Raw genomic sequence first — 16,256 nt, 5'->3', positions numbered from 1 at the left:
CGGCGGGATGCGCGTAACAACAGACTTTTGGGTATCTGCCCTGGTGCGAAGGGTGTTTGGCGAAGGCGGCTTCGCGGCCATCCTGAGCCGGGGGGCGACGGAGGCCGGAGCCGTATTCGTCCTCGCCCGCGACCGTTTCGGCACCACCACGCTCTATGGACCCGCTCCCCAGACCAGCTACGATTCGGCTCGACCCGACGAACGCCAGTTCAGCTTGCTCGAAACCACGGAAGATGCCTCGTCGATCGACGCCCGGCTTGAGCGCGAGCGTCGCTTTGACCCCGATATCTGGGTCATCGAGATCGAAAGCAATTCGCCGGTCCAGGACCTGATTGTCCTCACGAAGCTCTGAGGTGGCTGTCCTTCGGCGATGCGCCGAAACCGGCACGATTGGCGTTTTCACGAATTCGCGCACCGACGGCGGCGGCCTTCCACTCGCGGACCCTGTCCATGGCCACGTCGCGGTGCAGCAGCCGGTAGCGCTCCAGGAACAGCCTGACGCCTTCCGCATGGGCGAAATGACCCGGGAAGGTCGCTGCCGCAAGGAGGAACGCCTGCTCTTCCTGCAGTTCAAGCGCCTTCAAGGCGTCGATGAGCGAGGAATATCCGGACCTTTCGGTGATCGATCGCGCCGTCTGGAAGTCGATCTCCAGCGCATCGGCAAGTGCGGTCTGGAAGAAGGCGCTGTTGCCGGTGAGCGCCGTGACCTTGAGCCGTTCATAGGCCGGCGCACGCTCCTCCGGCGCGCTGGCCGTGTTCGACGCCATCATCGATCGAAGCCGCCGACGGACGGCTTCCGCAAGCTCTCCCGTCGCGGGAGTGCCTTCGGAACCGGAGTGCTCCGGATGGTCGGCGTGAGGGGCAGGCGCCGGCGTCTCGGGTCTGTCCGCCATCACTTCTGGATAGACCAGGCGAGGGCGCTCGAGCACGCGGATCAGATCGGCAATGGCCGGGTTGAGGCCCGGGCGCCGTGCGATCGCGCGGGCATGGGGCAGCCCATGCCGTCCGATCAGCGCGATGAGCGCCACGTCGGAAAGGAGCGGCGAGCGCACGAGCAAGGGAGCGGCGACGTCGACGCCTTCGTCGCAAAGACGTCTGACCAGGCCCATTGGCGCATATTCGCTTTCGGACAGCGCGGCGGAGACGAACCGTCGAGCATCGACGGAGACCTTGTCGAAGAGCGGCAGCGTCAGGTCTTCGAGCTGGGCGACCTCGCGGCGCGAGGGGCGCGGCAGGGCACAGAAGGCAGAAACAGCTGCACGAAAAAGCCTCTCGGGCTTTCCGGTTTCGCGGCCGATGGCGATTTGCCTGAAGTCCGATGCTGACACGAACGCGTACGCCTGAACAACTTTGCACACTATCCAGAACCGCGGAGCGAACCTGCGTGCCCCCCGCGAGATGCCGAATATGAACATAAACTTAGCGGCGATTTGTTAGCGTACTGTTAACTGTCTGGTGGCCTTATCGACGCGGAGGCGTTGCGTGCTTGCTCCGGTGCAACCGAGAGGGAAATCGCAGACATGGGCAGCGTTGTATCGTTCATACCGCGCCAGCGGACCGCCCGCAGACCCCTGCGTGTCGCGGAAAAGCCAGCAGCCATCATCATCTTTCCAGGCGTCCGCTACGAGCGTGTGAAATCGAGCGAGCCAGGCGTCGACGACGGCGCAGGACGTATCGACGGCATGAGGCGCAACGAGCCGCTGCCGCGGCACTGACGGCATCGCGTTCGGCTGCGTCGAGCGGTCACTGCATCTCGCAGTTGATGCCGTCGAGGAAGCGCGACACGGTGGGCTTCCAGCTTTCGTCCGGCACGAAGGCACGAACGACGACGATGCCCTCGTCGATCGGCGTTTCCACGAAGATCGACTTCTCGAATTCCTGCGGCAAATCCTTGCGCAGCTCGATCATCTGAGCCGGCGTGACGACCACGAAGTCGAGACTGCCGTCAGTGGCGGTGCGGTCGTTGAAGCTGTAGATGTTCTCACCGCCGCGGTCGTATACCGAGGCCGACCAGTAGGGCACCTTGCCGGCGTTGTCGATGCGTACCACGCCTTCGGAGAGATCGAACCTGCAGGCGGCTTCGAAGAAGGAGGGGTCCAGCGCCTTCACCACCGGCGTGCCGCCGATGTCGGCGTCGAGGCGGACGACCTTGTTGGGGCCCGCAACCATGGCAAGGCGCGACCACGCATCCCGCTCCGAGAAGCTCGGCACCAAGAGCAGGATGACGATGTGGGCAATGCCTGCGCCGACTATCCCCACGGCCAGGGCATGGAGGAGCTTACGCATCGCACTGCCCCCTGTATATGCGGGGCATTTCGATGCCGGAAAGGCCGGTGCTGGCGGCGACTGGCGTGTCGTAGAGGGTCACGACCAGCGACATCTCGCCGGAACCTGAAACAGCCAGCCAGTTGCCGGGCGTTGCCCGTGCACCGACCTCGATGGACACCGAGTTGTCCGGCTGCCGTAGTACTTCGAGGGAATTCAACGAGGGCTTCCGCTGCGTCGGGGACTTGAGGACCGCCTGGGACTGGTCGGTGGCGTAGAGCGTCCAGAACCTCGCGATGGGGAGGCTGCCTTCGATCCGGTAGGTGCATTCGCGCCTGAGCAGCACGCCGTCCGAATCGCGTTCCGCCGCGAAGCTCAGCCCTTCGGCGCGGCCGAGCGCCAATATGCCGTCGCGCGCGACGCGCGCCTTCGAATAGGGATCGGCTTCGGGCGTGCCGATGTCTGGGTAAGCCGTCCACGGGCCGACCGAGACAGCGCCAATGCCTTCTCCGGAGCCGAGCACCAGCCCGACGCTCGCGGCTCCGCCTCCGACGGCCAGGGCCAACGCAAGCGCTATCAGTACCGATTGTTTCAGCATGAGCCGTCGCAGGATGGAGTTGCTGGAGGAATATCCCGTCATCCGAAGGGATGGCAAGTCGAGGGCAAGCGAATGCTTCCGTTGAAGCTCAATGATCTTTGTTGCCTACAGGGCCGAGAGCGTGTTCGGCTCCGGTGGAGGCTCGATCGCCGGAGCTTGCTGGAAGAAGGTGGTGATCTCGCGCAGCGTGCGGGTCGTCGTGCTCGACAGCACCGGAGGCCGGTCCGCCGCGTCGGTCGCAGCGGCTTCAGCGCCGGTCTTGGCAGCCTCGTCGGCCTTGGCCACGGTCGCCGGATCGACGAAGGGGTTCTCGATGCCCGGAATGGGCTTCAGGTCGATGTTCTGGTGCGCATAGGCCATGAAGCGCTGCCAGACCATCGCCGGCAGCGAGCCGCCGGTCATCTTGTTGGTCGGCGTGAAGTCGTCGTTGCCGAGCCAGACGGCCGCCGTGTAGTTGCCGGTGTAGCCGATGTACCAAGCATCGCGATAGGACTGCGTGGTTCCGGTCTTGCCGGCGGAGCGGATGCCAGGGAGCGCTGCCTTGCGGGCCGTGCCGGTTTCGGGAATCTGGACCATGATCGAGTTCATCGACGCGACGGCCTGCTCTGACAGCACGCGCTTGGGGGGCAGGGCATCCTTGTTGTAGTCGTAGACGACCTGGCCGGCGTGGGTGACCAGCTGGTTGATGCCGTGCCGGGTTCCGACGACGCCACCTTGCGCAAGCACGCTGTAGCCGGTGGCTTGATCCATAACAGTAAGGCCCGAGGTGCCCAGCACCATCGTCTTGTGCGAACTGACCGGCGACTCGACGCCCATGGCTTCGGCCATCGCCTTGATCGGCGGGATGGACAGGTGCTCCTTGGCCAGGCGTACCGGCACGGTGTTGATCGACTTCACCAGTGCGGTGGTGAGCGTCATGCGGCCGGAGTAGCCGCGCGTGTAGTTCTTCGGCGACCAACCGCCCCAGCTGATCGGCGCATCGGAGATGACCGATTCCGGGGTGAAGCCGTTTTCCATGGCCGTCGCGTAGACATAGGGCTTGAACGAGGAGCCGGTCTGGCGCTGCGCCCGGGTGGCTCGGTTGAACTGGCTGGCGCCGTAGTCGCGGCCGCCGACGATGGCGCGGACGGCGCCATTGGTCTCGATGACGACGACCGCGCCTTCGGTGACGCCGTATTCCTTGCCGAACTGGCGCAGGTGGTACTCGAGCGATTCCTCGACGGCCTTCTGGATGTTCATGTCGATCGTGGTGCGGGCGACGAGCGAGTGGATGCCGGATTTGGCGGCGATCCGCTGCACCTCCTCGAAGGCCCAGTCGAGGAAGTAGTCCGGGCTCTTGCGCTCGCCGCGGTCGATGATGTCGGCCGGGCGAAGCCGCGCCGACAGAACCTGGCCTTCGGTCATGAAGCCGGATTGCACGAGATTGGTGAGCACGACGTTGGCGCGCGCGCGCGCCGCCGGCAGGTTGATGTGCGGGGCGTATTTGGTGGGCGCCTTGAACAGGCCGGCGAGCATGGCGGCCTCGGCGAGGTTCAGGTCCTTCACCTGCTTGCCGAAGTAGAAATCGGCCGCCGCCGCGATGCCGAAGGTGCCGCCGCCCATATAGGCGCGGTCCAGATAGAGCTGGAGGATCTCCTTCTTGGAGAGGTTCATCTCCAGCCAGATCGACAGGAAGGCCTCCTTGACCTTGCGCTCGACCGTCCGTTCGTTGGTGAGGAACAGGTTCTTGGCGAGCTGCTGGGTGATGCTGGAGCCGCCCTGGACCACGGAATTGGCTCGCATGTTCTCCGACATCGCGCGGAACAGTCCCAGGAAGTCGATGCCGTAATGGTCGAAGAAGCGCCGGTCCTCGGTGGCGAGCACCGCCTTGATGACATGGTCGGGCATTTCGTCGACCGGCACCGAATCGCGCTGGATGATGCCGCGCTGGCCGATTTCATTGCCGTAGCGGTCGAGGAAGGTCACGGCGAAGTCGTCCTGGTTGCGCCAGTCGCTCGTCGTCTCCTCGAAGGCCGGCATCGCCAAGGCCAGCATGACGACCGAGCCGCCGGCGCCGAGCGTGAAAGCCTCGCTCAACAGCTCGATGATGCCGCGCCGCCATCCCTTGACCCGGAAGCGGCGGAAGAAGACCGTGGCGTTCTCCCAGAACTGCTGCGCGCGGAAACGAAGTTCGTAGAGAGACGAGTCGAGCCAGGCGTCGATGGCCAACAGGCCAGCGGCCAGTCGGCCTCTCCTCTTGCGTGGTTCGAGTGGGCTTTCCATTCGAAATGGGTCCGGCGCGTTGCTACAGCTTATACCTAGATACGCTTGCTGGCGAATTAAGGGCGCGCGTCCCCCGCCCCTCGGGCGTCTTGTCCCCGATTTTCGGTGGCGGGACAAGGGGGGGCCGGTAACATCGTCGTTGGCGAGGAAAAATGCTCTGCTATAGGAATATATTCTTGACTGCGTTACGGTCGTCTGCTAGTGTTTGGCTATCGTCGAAGAAGTGCGACCGGAGCTAATGCGTCCTGCTCGCCCGACGATTTCCGAATTGATCGAACCTTGGAGGTTGGCGTTGGGCGCGAATGCGGTCGAACGAGGACGGGCGCTGCGGGCGCTCTACGAAGGCGCTGCGGCAGGTGTCGAATTGCTGGCTGCGGCCAGCGGCAAGGCTGCCTCCACGATCGAAAGGCAAATTCTCCGCGAGGGCTGGACGGCCCCGACTTCCACTGGTCTGGACGAGAGGCTGGCGAGGCTGGCCGACGCGCTGGTGGCACAGGTGGAAAGCCTCCGGCTCGAGCACGAAGGCGCCTTCGACAAGGGACAGGTCGACCTGGTTTCCTCGATATTGAAGACGGTCGAGAAGATCGGAGAGCTCAGCCGTGGAACCGAAAGCGAGAAAGTGAGCCAGACCAAGCGCGATGCAGAAACGGCCGACGTGCTCGCCAGGATCGACCGGCGCATCATCCAACTTGCTCGAGACTATGCACGGGTGCTGGTCGCAGAAAAACATAAGTGAGCACGAAGGCTGGCTGGTCGACCGCGAGTGGGTGCATTTCGCCCGGATCGAACAATATCTGCTCGAGCGGCAGCCGGCGTCATGGCTGGTGATCGGCGGGCGCGGTGCCGGCAAGACCCGCCTCGGCGCGGAGTGGGTGAACTGCATGGTGCGGGGCTTCCCGCCCTTCGCAAACACCCAGCACTCGCCGATAGCCCTGGTCGGAGAAACGCTGGCGGACGTCAGGGAGGTGATGATCGAGGGTCCATCCGGGATCATGACGATCTCGCGCCACGACAGGCCGCGCTTCGAAGCGAGCCGCCGGCGTCTGGTGTGGAAAAGCGGAGCTGTGGCGCAGATCTTCTCCTCCGAGGATCCCGACAGCTTGCGCGGGCCCCAGTTCCAGGCAGCCTGGTGTGACGAACTGGCGAAGTGGAGATATCCGGATGCCTGTTTCGACATGCTGCAGTTCGGTCTCAGGCTGGGGGAGAGGCCGAGGCAGATCATCACCACGACCCCGCGTCCGCTGCCCTTGCTGAAGCGGCTGCTGGCCGATCCGCAGGTGCACGTGACGCGGATGCGATCCGAAGAGAACAGTGCCAATCTGGCGCCGACATTTCTGAGCGCGATCCGCGCGCGTTATGGCGGCACGGTTCTCGGGCGCCAGGAACTGGACGGAGAATTCATCGAGGACCGTCCGGATGCCTTGTGGTCTCGCGAGATGCTGGAGCGCGTGCTGATCGGCGAGGCGCCAACCCTTCGCCGGATCGTCGTTGCAGTGGATCCGCCAGCGAGTTCGCACCGCAATTCCGATGCCTGCGGCATCGTCGCCGCAGGCCTCGACGAGGCGGGGAGGGCGGTGGTGCTTGCCGATGCGACGGTTCGCGCGGCCAAGCCCCAGGCATGGGCCGGTGCCGCGGTGGGACTTTTTCACCAGTTGGCAGCCGACTGCATCGTCGTCGAGACGAACCAGGGCGGCGAGATGGCCACGGCGGTGATCCGGATGGTGGACCCGGCCGTGCCCGTGAAGGCGGTCAGGGCAAGGCGGGCAAAATGGCTGCGCGCCGAACCGATCGCGGCGCTCTACCAGCAGGGCAAGGTGCTGCACGCCGGACGCTTCGAAGCGCTCGAAGACGAGATGTGCGAATTTAGCCGAGCGGCATAAAGGTAAGGAAAAACAAGAGCTTGCGGTTTACAGTAAGGGCACGGAAAACCGTGAACGTGGCCGGAACAAACGGCCTGACTGTAAAACGAAAATCGGCACGAAGCCGCCTGACCCTGAAACTGAAACCGCCGCTCAGGCTGGTCCCCTGAACGGCGGCGATAGGTCAGAAAAGCATAGCGGCGCTTTCAAGGAAAACTGCTACCACAACGCCAGCCCTGCCGCAACGCGCGCGGGGCATTGGTATGCGGAAAACCGTGAGAACTGCCCGCGCCCTGTCGTGCCTGCGCTCAGGCGCATGTTCGACCTCTCCGCGCTCGAAGCCGTCCAAGCGATCCGCGTGGCGAATGGGGTGCCGCGATGGGCGCGGACGTCGTGACCAGCGAGAAGGTCGACCGGATATCGCGCGCGCTCGACGAGCAGAAGCGTGCCCTCGACGGCCTGTCGCTCAAGCGCGTCAGGCCGGCGCTGAGCCGCGAAGGCGGGCGGGCTGCGCCGAGCGAACACAAGGAGGCATTCGACCTCTACATGCGCGCCGGCGACGACCGGCAGCTGAGGGCGCTCGATTCCAAGGCGATGTCCTACGGTTCGGGTCAGGACGGCGGCTACCTGGTGCCCGATGAAACCGAAGCCGAGATCGGACGCAGGCTGTCGGCGTTGTCGCCGATCCGGTCGATCGCCGCGGTCAGGCAGGTTTCGGCGGCGGTGCTGAAGAAGCCGTTCACCGTCTCCGGTCCGGCCGTCGGCTGGGTGGCGGAGACGGCGGCGCGGCCCCAGACGGCCACGCCGACGCTCGCCGAGCTGCAGTTCCCGACGATGGAGCTCTACGCGATGCCGGCGGCGACCGCCTCCTTGCTGGAGGATAGCGTCGTCGACCTCGACCAGTGGATCGCTTCAGAGGTGGAGGCAGCGTTCGCCGAACAGGAGGGCACGGCCTTCGTCAACGGCAATGGCGTCAACAGGCCCAAGGGATTCCTCGACTACAACAAGGTGGCGGAGGCCAGCTGGGCGTGGGGCGACATCGGCTACGTGGTGACCGGCGTCTCCGGTGCGTTGCCGGCGTCGAGCCCCTCCGACGTGCTGATCGATACGGTCTACACGCTCAAGGCCGGCTATCGGCAGAACGCCAACTGGGTGATGAACCGCAAGACGCAGGCGTCGATCCGCAAGCTCAAGGACGGCGACGGCAACTACCTGTGGCAGCCGCCCGCGGCGCCCGGCCAGCGGGCCATGCTGATGGGCTTCCCGCTCGTCGAGGCCGAGGACATGCCGGATGCGGCCGCCAACGCGACGCCCATTGCCTTCGGCGATTTCTCGCGAGGCTATCTCGTGGTGGACCGCACCGGCGTGCGCGTGCTGCGCGATCCGTATTCGGCCAAGCCCTATGTCCTGTTCTACACCACCAAGCGGGTGGGCGGCGGCGTCCAGGATTTCTCCGCGATCAAGCTGCTGAAGTACGGCACGGCCTAAGGGCGGACGGCTTTCCCCCTCCCGTTCGCCAATTGTGCCGCGGCGGCCCCGGCCACGTACCGACCGGGGCCGCTTCCTTTTCAAAGCAGACGCAAGGGGTGACGAATGACCCTCATCAGGACCAGCGCCCCGGCGGTCGAGCCTGTGACGCTGTTGGAGGCCAAGGCGCATTTGCGCATTGCCCATGTCAGCGAGGATGCGCTGATCGGCGGGCTGATCCGCGCCGCGCGCGAGGACGTGGAACGAACGACGGGCCTGGCGCTGATCGACCAGGCCTGGCGCCTGGTCCTCGACGGATGGCCGCCTGGGGACGCCGTGACGATTGCGCGCTACCCCGTGCGGCTGATCCTGTCGGTGACGACCTTCGCTTCGTTCACGCCTACCAGGATCACGGTGTGACGCTGACGCGGATGGTGCCGCAGTGGCGGCGGCGCCTGGCGGCCGCATTCGCCTTTCCTGACTAGATTTTGCAACTCTCCCTCGGAGCACCGATGGCAACCATCCTATTGCAGGCCGCCGGGGCATTCCTGGGCGGCATGCTCGGACCGATCGGCAGCGCCATCGGTACCGCGGCCGGCGCCCTTGCGGGCTATGCCATCGACCGGGCGCTCATCGAGGGCACCCGGAGGATCGAGGGGCCGCGGATGTCAGGCCCCCGACCGTTCACCGCCGAAGAGGGCAACTCGCTGCCGCGCGTCTACGGCACCGCCCGCATCGGCGGGACGCTGATCTGGGCGACCCGTTTCAAGGAGACGCGCCGCACCCGGCGACAGGGCAAACTCGGTCCCAAGCTGACGGAATATTCCTATTATGCGAACGCAGCATTTGCCCTGTGCGAGGGCGAGATCGCCGGCGTTCGCCGGGTATGGGCGGACGGCCGCGAGATCGATCGCGACACGATCGAACTGCGTATCCACCGCGGAACCGAAGACCAGACCGTCGATCCGCTGATCGCTGCCAAGCAGGGAGCCGCCAATACGCCCGCCTATCGCGGCGTCGCCTATGTCGTGGTCGAGAACCTCGATATCGGCGAGTTCGGTAACCGCATTCCGCAGATGCAGTTCGAGGTGATGCGGCCGGTCGGCGAATTGTGCGGCCGCATCCGCGCGGTTTCCCTGATCCCAGGCGCCACCGAATACGGCCTTTCGACCAGGCTGGTCAGCCGCAAGAAAAGGCCGGGCGAGACCGACGCGATCAACCGGCACGTGATTTATGCCGGCACCGACATCGCCGCGTCCCTGGACGAGCTGCAGATGCTCTGTCCCAACCTCGAACACGTCGCCCTTGTCGTGGCCTGGTTCGGCGACGACCTGCGCGCCGGCCACTGCCGCCTGAGGCCCGGGGTCACCAGCTCATCGCCCTCCGGCCTGTCGGTGGCCTGGAGCGCGGCAGGCATCGATCGACCCGATGCCCTCGTCGTCTCGAAGCATGACGGCGAAGCTGCCTATGGCGGCACGCCGTCCGATCGCAGCGTCCTGGAGGCGATGGCCGAGATCAAGGCGCGCGGCCTGAAGGTGACGCTCTACCCGTTCGTGATGATGGACATTGCGGCGGGCAACGCCTTGCCGGATCCCTATGGCCAGCCGAGCCAGCCGCCCTATCCGTGGCGCGGGCGCATCACCTGCATGCCTGCGCCGATGCTTCCCGGCTCTGCCGACCGCACCGCCGCCGCCCGCAGCCAGGTGGATGCCTTCTGCGGACAGGCGACGGTCGGCCACTTCGACCCCGGTACCCATACCGTCGAATTCTCGGGAAACCCTACCGACTGGGGATACCGGCGCTTCATTCTGCACTACGCCCACTTGGCTGTGCTCGCCGGCGGTGTCGACGCTTTCCTGCTCGGGAGCGAGTTGCGCGGCCTGACGACGCTGCGCGACGGCTCGGAGGCCTTCCCTTTCGTCGAGGAGCTTTGCACGTTGGCGGCGGATGTCCGCACCATTGTCGGCCCCGGCTGCAAGATCACCTACGGCGCCGACTGGAGCGAATATTTCGGCTATCACCCGAGCGACGGCAGCGGCGACGTCTACTTTCACCTCGACCCGCTGTGGGCCCACCCGGCAATCGACGCGGTCGGCATCGACAACTACATGCCGTTGTCGGACTGGCGCGACGTCGACTATGCCGGCGGCAACCCGGACGGATTTGCCTCGCCCTACGATCCCGCCGGCCTGAGCGCCTCGATCGGAGGCGGCGAGGGTTTCGACTGGTACTATCCCGATTTCACTGCCAGGCTGCAGCGGTCGCGCAGGGCGATCACCGACGGGGCCTACGGCAAGGCCTGGGTCTTTCGCTACAAGGATCTCTCGGGCTGGTGGAGCAAGCGGCATTTCGACCGGCGTGGCGGCGTCGAGCTTGCCGACCCGACTGCATGGGTACCCTGCAGCAAGCCGATCTGGTTTACCGAGATCGGCTGTCCCGCCGTCGACAAGGGCCCGAACCAGCCCAACATGTTCCCGGACGTCAAATCTTCCGAGAACGGCGTGCCGTATTTTTCCGCCGGTGGGAGGTCGGATATCGCCCAGCGCCGCCTGCTGGAGGCTCATGCCAGGCATTGGGAACCAGTTGTCGACGATGTCCAGCGCAATCCGCAGTCCCCCCTCTATGGCGGCCGCATGGTGGACGTGTCCCGCTCTTACGTGTGGGCGTGGGACGCGAGGCCCTACCCAGCCTTTCCCCTGCAGGCGACTGCCTGGTCGGATGGTTCGGCCTGGCATCGCGGACACTGGCTGAACGGCCGTCTGGTCGGGCCGACCGTTGCCGATCTCGTCAACGCCATCCTGGCAGACCATGGCCTGCCGGCAGCGGATGCGGATGGCGTCGACGACACCTTGGCGGGCTACGTCCTGGCCGATCCCACGTCGGCGCGGGCGGCCCTCGAGCCGCTCATCGATCTCTACGGCTTGTCCGCAATACAGCAGGCCGACCGCCTCGTGTTCAGGCGGTCGACGGCGTCGAGCGATCAGGTGGTGGTGCTGGACGAACTGGCGATCGAGGGGGACAGACACGCTGCCGAGATCGTACGGGCTCCGTCGCATGAGATCCCGGCCGAGCTAGTGCTGGGTTTCCGCGATCCGGTGACCGATTATCAGGCCTCTGCAGTTCGGAGTCGGCAGTTCGGCGCCAGCGGGAGCCGGCAGCACACCATTTCGTTTCCCGGGGTGCTCGAAGCGGGGCAGGCGCGGGCGCTTGCCCAGGACTGGATGCGACGCCGATGGGGCGAGCGCGAGCAGCTGAACTTCGCGGTTGCCGAGCCTCGGGCCGACGTCGAGCCCGGCACGATCGTCAAGGTGCCGGCATCCGGCAGCAATTCGGAATTCCTGGTCACCGAAATCGAACAGGGGCTGGTCAGGCGCGTCGCGGCGCGCCAGCTCAACCGCACCGTGCCGGCTGCGTGGCGATCGTCCTACGCCGGGGTCGAGCCGGCACCGTCCGCCGTTGCCGGGCAGCCTCACGCGGTATTCCTCGACCTGCCGATGATGGGAAGCTCCTCGGCGCCGCCGCATGAACAGTTCCGCGTCGCCGCGATCCAGACCCCGTGGCGAAGCCAGGCACTACTCGTTTCCCCCGAAGACACGGGCTTCGTGCTGCGCGGATCGGTGGTTCGTCGCGCCGAGATGGGCGTGTTGGGAACGGCCATGCCGCCGGGCGTGGTGGGCAGGATCGACCGGGCCGCCGGCATGACGGTCGAGCTCTATGAAGGCGAACTTGCGAGCGTAAGCCGCGCGCAACTGCTCAATGGCGCCAATCTCGCCGCCATCCGGTCCGCGAACGGCGAGTGGGAACTCGTCCAGTTCGAGACGGCGGCGGACCGCGCCCGGCATGTGGCGGTTGGCTGGACTGCTGCGCGGCCAACTCGGCACCGGCGATGCGAACGCTGCCGGTGCAGCAGCCGGTGCAGCCTTCGTTGTCATCGACGAAGCCGTCGTCGCGGCCGGCCTGCTGCCGGCCGAGGCCGGGCTTCGGCTCAACTGGCGCGTGGGCCCTCTGGGGGCAGACTTCGCCGGCGGCAACTATTCGGCTCACAGCGAGATCGGCGGGCGGCGGGCACTCTTGCCCCTGTCGCCCGTCCATGTTCGGGCGAAGCGGACGGCAGGCGGCGACCTCGCCGTCGCCTGGGTCAGGCGCGGCAGGATGGACGCTGACAGCTGGGATGCAGGGGAAATCCCGCTCGGCGAGGAGCGGGAGGAATACCGCATCGACGTGGCTTCCGTGGACGGCTCCATCGTCCGCTCGACGAACGTTTCCGGTCCGGGCTGGACCTATGCCGCCGCTGAGATCGTCGCGGATTTCGGCACGCCTCCGACCGCGCTCGACGTCGCCGTTCGCCAATTCAGTGTCGCCGCAGGCTGGGGCTTGCCCGCCACGCGGCGGCTTGCGCTTGCCTGAACCCAAACCTTTGAAGGGATCCTGCCATGGCCGATGTCAAACCCTGGTACCTGTCGCGTACCATCTGGGCCTCCGTGGTGACGCTGCTCGTGGGCCTCGCCGGCATTGTCGGCCTGCCTGTCGGCGGGGTCAACGATGCCGCGCTGACCGACACGCTGCTGCAGGCGGTCACCGCGATTTCGGGGCTCGTGGCGATACTGGGCAGGTTGAGCGCGAAGGATCGGATCGGCCGGAACCGCTAGGGTTGCAATTGCCGACATTTGCGTGAACTCATTGTTCATTCGGCGTTCAGCACTGCTGTATTAGAAGTCCCGACATGACAACGTCTCGCTCCATATTCCGGCTTGCGGTGGCCACGCCCCTGGTGGCGGGCCTTCTGGCCAGCTCCGTCGCCGCGGAACCGCTGCGCGGCGCGACCGACGGACAATACGTCGTGGCCCAGGCGGACTGCTATTCGATCGGGCAGCAGGTGGCCGACCAGTATGGCGGCACCCTGGCGAGGGCGTCGGAGTCCAACAAGGGCGGCCGGTCCGTCTGCGTGATCGTCGTTCTGGTTCCGGGCAAGGACGGACAGCGACCGCGTCGGGTCGAGGTGGTGGTCCCCGCCGAATAGCGCTGATTTCCCCTGGGTCGGAATCGGCCTATATCTCTTCCCAAGTATCACTGGTCGCGAAACCGCATGCGAATACTCGTCGTCGAGGATGACAAAGATCTCAATCGCCAGATTTCGGAGGCATTGACCGACGCCGGCTACGTCGTCGACAAGGCCTTCGATGGCGAGGAAGGGCATTTTCTCGGCGATACCGAGCCCTATGACGCGGTCGTGCTCGATATCGGCCTGCCGCAGATGGACGGCATCAGCGTGGTGGAGCGCTGGCGCCGGGAAGGGCGCAAGATGCCCGTGCTCATGCTGACGGCGCGCGACCGGTGGAGCGACAAGGTCGCCGGGATCGATGCCGGTGCCGACGATTACGTCACCAAGCCGTTCCACATCGAGGAAGTGCTGGCGCGCGTGAGGGCGCTGATCCGGCGCGCCGCCGGCCATGCTTCCTCGGAACTCGCCTGCGGGCCGCTCCGGCTCGACACCAAGTCGTCGAAAGCGGACGTCAACGGCGTGCCGCTGAAGCTGACGTCGCACGAATTCCGGCTTCTCGCCTATCTGATGCATCATATGGGCGAGGTGGTCTCGCGGACCGAACTGGTCGAGCACCTCTACGACCAGGACTTCGACCGGGATTCCAACACGATCGAGGTGTTCGTCGGCCGCCTTCGCAAGAAGATGGGCATCGACATGATCGAAACGGTCCGCGGTATGGGGTACCGCATGCGCGAACCGGAGGCCTGAGGCGGAAAAGCTCAGCAAACGTCTGTCCCGCTTGAAGCGATACGCGCTGAGCCTCGGCCCGCGGTCGTTGGCTTTTCGCGTCATCGCCTTCTCGACCGTATGGGCGATCCTGGCCTTCGCCCTGATCTTCACCGTCATCGGGTCGCTTTATCGGCAGACCAGCGAGCGCGGCTTCGACAGCCTGCTGTCGGCACATCTGTTCAACCTCATCGGGTCGGTCGGCGTCTCGGACAGCGGCACGCTGACCGGCGGCCCGGATCTCGGGGACCTGCGCTTTTCGGAACCGGTATCCGGTTGGTACTGGTCGGTGGAGCCGGTTTCGAAGGGGCTGGTGGGACAGTTGCGGTCGTCGTCGATGACCGAGGCGGTGCCGTCGCCGAGCGCCGAAGAAGTGCCGTTCGACAGCGATTTCCAGCGGCACTATCAGGCGGAAGGCATTGCCGGCGAGGAACTCGAAGTGTTCGAGAGCGAGTTCGTGCTGGATTCGCAGAACCGCATCGCCAGGTTTCGCGTCATGGGCAACCGCACCGAGCTCGAGGACGAGATCCGCGGCTTCGAATGGCGGCTGTTCTCCTACCTTTCGCTGTTCGGCTTCGGCATGATCGCCATCAATGCCATCGCCATCCTTCTTGGCCTGCAGCCGCTTGGCCGCGTGCGCAACGCGCTCGCCATGGTGCGCGAAGGCACCGCGCAACGGTTGACCGGGCGTTTTCCGGCGGAGATCCAGCCGCTCGCCAACGAAACCAATGCCCTCATCGAGAACAATCGAAGGATCGTCGAGCGGTCCCGCACCCAGGTCGGCAATCTGGCACATTCGCTGAAGACGCCGCTGGCGGTGATGCTGAACGAGGGGCGGGCGATGGGCGGGCCGAAGGGGCAGCTCATCTCCGACCACGCCGCGGCGATGCAGAAGCAGATCGATCACTATCTGCAGCGTGCCCGTGTCGCAGCGCAGCGCGAGAGCGTCGTCTATCGCACGCCGGTAGCGCCGCTTCTGCAGCGCATGGTCAGGGTCATGGACAAGCTCTCGCGGGGCACCTCCATCTCGCTTGCCTTGCCGGCAGGCGAGGTGATGTTCGCCGGCGAACGCGAGGACCTCGAGGAAATCGTCGGCAACCTGCTCGAAAACGCCATGAAATGGGCCCGCGGGGAAGTCAGGGTCTCGGTCGAAACCTTGCCGTCCATCGGCGAGGAGCCGCCGCGCTTTGCGATCCTGATCGAGGACGACGGGCCAGGAATACCCGAAGACAAGGCCCGCGAGGCGCTGAAGCGCGGCAGTCGCCTGGACGAGACCAAGCCGGGCACCGGCCTGGGGCTGGCCATCGTGGCGGATCTGGTCAAGGAATATGGCGGCAGGCTGTTATTGGAGCGATCATCCCTGGGCGGGCTGAAAGCAGTCGTGGAACTGGGCGGAGTGCAGTAGATTCGACTGGCCGAATCGGCCCCATTTCGGCCAAAGATGCGCACTAACGCGACGCCAACTCCTTGTAAGTGGACGAGAAATTCGGGACCGTTGATAGATATGAGACTTCGGTTGGCGATGATCGCCGGGCTTTTTGCCATATCCGGCTGTGCGACCAGCGGGCTGGGGAGCGGCGATGGCATCATTCCCTCCGTTGGAGGGGCGGATGCCGCCGGCCCCAACCGCAAGGTGGCCGCCCGCATCATCGATGCCATGGATGGCGGGCTCATCGGCGGCTCGATCGGCGGCGGCTTGAGCAGCGGCGACCGGCGCAAGGCGCTCGAGGCCGAGTACCGGGCGCTCGAATACGGCCAGGGCGGGCAGGCCGTCGCCTGGAAGGGTGAAAGCCAGTCCGGCGAAGTCGTCGCGGCCCAGCCCTACAGGGTCGGTTCCCAGGATTGCAGGCAGTATTCGCAGACCGTCTTCACCGGTGGCACGCCGCTCGTCGCCCGCGGTACCGCCTGCCGCAACCCCGACGGCAGCTGGACGCCGCTGAGCTGAGCTGCGCTGCGCCGCAGCCGCCGGCTGCGGCAAGTGAATCGTCAATAAGCCGCAGGGCGGCCATGTTGGCAGTTCTGTTGCCGCTGGCTA

15 protein-coding genes and 2 pseudogenes are annotated in these 16,256 nt (G+C 65.7%); 13 read left to right on the top strand and 4 right to left on the bottom strand.

All coding sequences use genetic code 11. The annotated features are described in order from the left end of the window. Window positions 1–7: 7 nt before the first annotated feature. On the top strand, window positions 8–352 hold the full coding sequence (locus J2X50_RS15360; RefSeq protein ID WP_429096267.1) for a DUF1491 family protein: 345 nt from the start codon (window positions 8–10) through the stop codon (window positions 350–352). Here J2X50_RS15360 and J2X50_RS15355 read toward each other — a convergent pair. After that, complete coding sequence (locus J2X50_RS15355) at window positions 339–1,328, bottom strand: DUF2336 domain-containing protein (protein WP_429096265.1); 990 nt, start codon at window positions 1,326–1,328, stop codon at window positions 339–341. The two genes, J2X50_RS15360 and J2X50_RS15355, sit on opposite strands and share 14 nt — an antisense overlap. 192 nt (window positions 1,329–1,520) lie before the next feature. Here J2X50_RS15355 and J2X50_RS15350 point away from each other — a divergent pair, with 192 nt between their 5' ends. Continuing rightward, a complete protein-coding gene (locus tag J2X50_RS15350; protein WP_429096264.1) occupies window positions 1,521–1,715 on the top strand; it encodes a hypothetical protein in 195 nt (64 codons plus the stop codon). 28 nt (window positions 1,716–1,743) lie between these two features. Here J2X50_RS15350 and J2X50_RS15345 read toward each other — a convergent pair whose 3' ends face one another. The 3 genes from J2X50_RS15345 to J2X50_RS15335 form a co-directional block, all read right to left on the bottom strand. Next, a complete protein-coding gene (locus J2X50_RS15345) occupies window positions 1,744–2,286 on the bottom strand; it encodes a DUF1254 domain-containing protein (RefSeq protein ID WP_429096263.1) in 543 nt (180 codons plus the stop codon). Then, the gene (locus J2X50_RS15340) at window positions 2,279–2,863 is read right to left on the bottom strand and encodes a DUF1214 domain-containing protein (RefSeq protein ID WP_429096262.1); all 585 of its coding nucleotides are present in this window, start codon (window positions 2,861–2,863) and stop codon (window positions 2,279–2,281) included. Before J2X50_RS15340 ends, J2X50_RS15345 begins: the two co-directional genes overlap by 8 nt. Before the next feature lie 105 nt (window positions 2,864–2,968). After that, entirely contained in the window at window positions 2,969–5,125 is a 2,157-nt protein-coding gene (locus J2X50_RS15335; RefSeq protein ID WP_429096260.1) for a transglycosylase domain-containing protein, read from the bottom strand. 292 nt (window positions 5,126–5,417) lie between these two features. On the opposite strand from J2X50_RS15335, the gene J2X50_RS15330 reads away from it, so the two are divergent. The 11 genes and pseudogenes from J2X50_RS15330 to J2X50_RS15280 all read left to right on the top strand — a co-directional run bounded on the left by J2X50_RS15330 (window position 5,418) and on the right by J2X50_RS15280 (window position 16,166). Further along, on the top strand, window positions 5,418–5,861 hold the full coding sequence (locus J2X50_RS15330) for a hypothetical protein (protein WP_429096259.1): 444 nt from the start codon (window positions 5,418–5,420) through the stop codon (window positions 5,859–5,861). After that, window positions 5,827–7,005, top strand: a complete 1,179-nt coding sequence (locus tag J2X50_RS15325) for a DNA-packaging protein (protein ID WP_429096445.1) — start codon at window positions 5,827–5,829, stop codon at window positions 7,003–7,005. The genes J2X50_RS15330 and J2X50_RS15325 overlap by 35 nt, the downstream gene beginning before the upstream one ends. Window positions 7,006–7,266: 261 nt before the next feature. Continuing rightward, on the top strand, window positions 7,267–8,472 hold the full coding sequence (locus J2X50_RS15320) for a phage major capsid protein (protein ID WP_429096443.1): 1,206 nt from the start codon (window positions 7,267–7,269) through the stop codon (window positions 8,470–8,472). A 105-nt stretch (window positions 8,473–8,577) separates the two neighbouring features. Continuing rightward, window positions 8,578–8,871, top strand: a complete 294-nt coding sequence (locus tag J2X50_RS15315; RefSeq protein ID WP_429096258.1) for a head-tail connector protein — start codon at window positions 8,578–8,580, stop codon at window positions 8,869–8,871. After that, window positions 8,838–8,936, top strand: a pseudogene (locus tag J2X50_RS15310) (peptidase P60); the annotation flags it as partial. The gene J2X50_RS15315 and the pseudogene J2X50_RS15310, both read left to right, overlap by 34 nt. Window positions 8,937–8,963: 27 nt before the next feature. Continuing rightward, window positions 8,964–12,858, top strand: a pseudogene (locus J2X50_RS15305) (baseplate multidomain protein megatron). A 26-nt stretch (window positions 12,859–12,884) separates the two neighbouring features. Next, a complete protein-coding gene (locus tag J2X50_RS15300) occupies window positions 12,885–13,100 on the top strand; it encodes a hypothetical protein (protein WP_429096256.1) in 216 nt (71 codons plus the stop codon). Between the two features lie 74 nt (window positions 13,101–13,174). Then, window positions 13,175–13,471 carry a hypothetical protein gene (locus J2X50_RS15295; RefSeq protein WP_347964817.1) on the top strand — a complete coding sequence of 99 codons (297 nt, stop codon included), beginning with the start codon at window positions 13,175–13,177 and terminating at the stop codon, window positions 13,469–13,471. A gap of 66 nt (window positions 13,472–13,537) precedes the next feature. Then, complete coding sequence (locus tag J2X50_RS15290) at window positions 13,538–14,203, top strand: response regulator transcription factor (RefSeq protein WP_340035624.1); 666 nt, start codon at window positions 13,538–13,540, stop codon at window positions 14,201–14,203. Between the two features lie 67 nt (window positions 14,204–14,270). Further along, window positions 14,271–15,626: an ATP-binding protein gene (locus J2X50_RS15285; protein ID WP_429096254.1), complete on the top strand. Its 1,356-nt coding sequence runs from the start codon at window positions 14,271–14,273 to the stop codon at window positions 15,624–15,626. Window positions 15,627–15,725: 99 nt separating this feature from the next. Then, window positions 15,726–16,166 (top strand): hypothetical protein, encoded by a 441-nt coding sequence (locus J2X50_RS15280; protein ID WP_429096252.1) that lies wholly within the window; start codon window positions 15,726–15,728, stop codon window positions 16,164–16,166. The last annotated feature ends 90 nt before the right edge of the window (window positions 16,167–16,256 follow it).

The organism is Aminobacter sp. BE322, assembly GCF_050433525.1.
Lineage (GTDB): Bacteria > Pseudomonadota > Alphaproteobacteria > Rhizobiales > Rhizobiaceae > Aminobacter.
This window is presented reverse-complemented; position numbering and strand designations above follow the sequence as displayed.

What these genes read in the sequence shown, in the direction of transcription:
- J2X50_RS15360 (WP_429096267.1), top strand. Translation starts at nt 8, where the DNA reads ATGCGCGTAACAACAGACTTTTGGGTATCTGCCCTGGTGCGAAGGGTG.
- J2X50_RS15350 (WP_429096264.1), top strand. Translation starts at nt 1,521, where the DNA reads ATGGGCAGCGTTGTATCGTTCATACCGCGCCAGCGGACCGCCCGCAGA.
- J2X50_RS15345 (WP_429096263.1), bottom strand. Translation starts at nt 2,286, where the DNA reads ATGCGTAAGCTCCTCCATGCCCTGGCCGTGGGGATAGTCGGCGCAGGC.
- J2X50_RS15340 (WP_429096262.1), bottom strand. Translation starts at nt 2,863, where the DNA reads ATGCTGAAACAATCGGTACTGATAGCGCTTGCGTTGGCCCTGGCCGTC.
- J2X50_RS15335 (WP_429096260.1), bottom strand. Translation starts at nt 5,125, where the DNA reads ATGGAAAGCCCACTCGAACCACGCAAGAGGAGAGGCCGACTGGCCGCT.
- J2X50_RS15325 (WP_429096445.1), top strand. Translation starts at nt 5,827, where the DNA reads ATGCACGGGTGCTGGTCGCAGAAAAACATAAGTGAGCACGAAGGCTGG.
- J2X50_RS15315 (WP_429096258.1), top strand. Translation starts at nt 8,578, where the DNA reads ATGACCCTCATCAGGACCAGCGCCCCGGCGGTCGAGCCTGTGACGCTG.
- J2X50_RS15300 (WP_429096256.1), top strand. Translation starts at nt 12,885, where the DNA reads ATGGCCGATGTCAAACCCTGGTACCTGTCGCGTACCATCTGGGCCTCC.
- J2X50_RS15295 (WP_347964817.1), top strand. Translation starts at nt 13,175, where the DNA reads ATGACAACGTCTCGCTCCATATTCCGGCTTGCGGTGGCCACGCCCCTG.
- J2X50_RS15290 (WP_340035624.1), top strand. Translation starts at nt 13,538, where the DNA reads ATGCGAATACTCGTCGTCGAGGATGACAAAGATCTCAATCGCCAGATT.
- J2X50_RS15280 (WP_429096252.1), top strand. Translation starts at nt 15,726, where the DNA reads ATGAGACTTCGGTTGGCGATGATCGCCGGGCTTTTTGCCATATCCGGC.